Source organism: Bacillus haikouensis, assembly GCF_013179555.1.
GTDB lineage: Bacteria > Bacillota > Bacilli > Bacillales > Bacillaceae_B > Rossellomorea > Rossellomorea haikouensis_A.
In genome coordinates, this window is the sequence record NZ_JABMCR010000438.1 from 1 (window position 1) to 2435 (window position 2435).

Annotated in this window: 3 protein-coding genes; all 3 read left to right on the plus strand. The window is 39.3% G+C overall.

The genetic code is table 11. From position 1 onward, the window contains the following. Window positions 1–205, plus strand: a 205-nt coding sequence (locus HP456_RS22780) for a TasA family protein (RefSeq protein ID WP_216663398.1), incomplete at its 5' end; no start/stop codon positions are given. 132 nt (window positions 206–337) lie between these two features. After that, window positions 338–1213, plus strand: a complete 876-nt coding sequence (gene tapA / locus HP456_RS22785) for an amyloid fiber anchoring/assembly protein TapA (RefSeq protein WP_312857808.1) — start codon at window positions 338–340, stop codon at window positions 1211–1213. Window positions 1214–1236: 23 nt separating this feature from the next. After that, window positions 1237–1815, plus strand: coding sequence for a signal peptidase I SipW (gene sipW / locus HP456_RS22790; protein WP_172255333.1), 579 nt, complete (start codon window positions 1237–1239; stop codon window positions 1813–1815). Window positions 1816–2435 lie beyond the last annotated feature (620 nt).

The window sequence follows — 2435 nt, forward strand, 5'->3', positions numbered from 1 at the left end:
GTCTCCTGAAGCTGTAGAAGATACATGGGAGACTATCATTGGAGATGAATGGGGTAGCAAAGGATTAGTAGCAGGTTCCAGTGATTTACTATACGTACAATTTGAATTTGTTGATGATGGCTCTGACCAAAATGAGTTCCAACAAGATTCACTGAATCTGGAATGGACATTTACTGGTATGCAAACTGATGGCGAAGAAAGATAAATAATCTTTTATAGGAAGGTGGGTGGTTCCCACCCGCCTTTCTTAATATCAACATTTAAATTCCTGCAGAGGATAGAAAAGATTAAATCTGTCTTCTGCAGGAACTTAAATTCCATCACATATCCAAAGGATGTGATCCCCATAAGATACACAAGAACAAAAAAACATAAAACCTCATTCAAAAAGTGGAAGCTGCTGTGCCAGATAATAGCCATCTGGTACGCAACCACCATAACCAGTTCGTTCATTAACGGCAGCACTGGAGCATATTTTAACGACCAAGACCAAAGGACCAGCGTCATCACCGCAGGAACCTGGAGTAGCTGGGATAAGAGCTCTTTGAAGTTCCCAGATGAACAGGATAGAAAGATAGAGGCTTGTTCACCTGCTGAAATATCAGTAAGGATAAAAAATACAGGAAGTACAATGGAAGGTCCTACTGAATATTCAGTATACTATGCAGCCAAAGGCAACCCTAAAAAGGGGAGCAGTATTGTTGAGGGTGAAATACAGCCGATAATCAATGGAGAAATATCTGCTTTGAAAGCAACAGTCGGCGAGCCTGGAAACTACAAATTCAAAGCCTTACAACGTCCGGGTCACGGAAACAAAGAAGATATCAGACATGAATTATGGAGTGAGACCATCACGATAACCTGTGAACAAGATAAACCCGAAGAAGATAAAGGCGGAGGTAAAGCCAAGCCCGAACCACCTAAAAAAGAAGAAAAACAGGAAGTGACAAGCCCAGATGCAGCAAATAAAGATCAAAGTAAAGAGGAAAATAAAGAAGAAAATATAGTAGAACCGTCTCCACCTGTAGAAGAAAAGCAAGAACCTGAACAACCCGCCGCCCCGGCAGAGTCAGAACCTGAAAAAAAGCCTGAAGAAAAAGCCGAAGTAAAAGCAGCAAGTGAACCGCAGCCTGATGTACAGCCGGTCAAGAAAAAAGATCCTGAAAAATCAGCAGAAGAACCTTCTTCGACTGATAATAATTCGCCAGAATAACAGAAAGGTAAGGTAGATAAACAATGAACTTAAAAGTAGTGAAAAAAGTTGTAAGCACTAGTATTACCGTAATCTTGTATGCTGTCCTGTTCATGATGATATTCGTAGTCGTATCTTCAAAGGCTGCCGGAGGGGAGCCGGAGTTCTTTGGATATCAAATAAAGACAGTATTGTCAGGATCGATGGAGCCGGGCATTCAAACAGGTTCAATCATCGCAGTTAAGCCTGGAGGAGACTTGACCCGTTTCAAGGAAGGGGATGTCATTACCTTCAAGGAGAAAGAGAACATCCTTATTACCCACAGAGTCTTGGACGTAGTAAAGAACGGGGAACATGTGATGTACAAAACCAAAGGAGATAACAATGATGCACCGGATCTTGAACCCGTCTTATCGGAGAACGTAGTAGCTGAGTATAAAGGGTTTACCATCCCGTTTATCGGTTACTTTATGAACTTCATGAATTCGAAGAATGGCGCTTTGATGTTCATCATTCCTGGAATACTACTCATCTTTTACTCGGGCTTCACAATCTGGAAAGCTATTTCTACCATTGAACTTTCGTCGAAAAAGGAAGATACGATTGAAAAAAATATATCATAATCAATATATTTCAAAGCCTTTACACTGACTGGTGTAGAGGCTTTTTGATTGCAGTTTTTGTTCCAACGGGCTTACAAAATATGATGATACATAAGCTTTAATAGTTTGTTATCTTTCTTTTACAATCATTAACCATCTCTTCACACAGCCTTAACATTTACCTGATATTCTTGAACCATAGCATCACTAGCAAAGAAAATTGATAATATGGAGGCGATTCTATGTTACGCAATTTGAGAAGAAAGTGGCATAAGTTTTGGTATTTTAACTTCAATTACAAATTAGACACGTCCTATGATCATGATCACAGCAAAAAATACTTGGAAAAATCACATTATCACGGTGAGAAACTTATGCAGCTCTTGTAGCTGTTTTTTTTTTTTTTGCGCTGGATCAGAGGACCGGAATGTAATCAAATTTTTACGAGTTCCTAAAAAAATTGAAGCAGAAAGTTAATAATGCTTTATTAAGCTGAATGAAACACTTATATGGGAGTGAGAGTAATGTTTCAATTAATCAAGTCTGATTACAGGGCCTATGGCTTTACTTATAAGGGGTTGTTTGTCAGTATCCTGAATTTCTCCCCCTTCTGGCTGGTTGTTCTTTATAGGTTTTCTCAT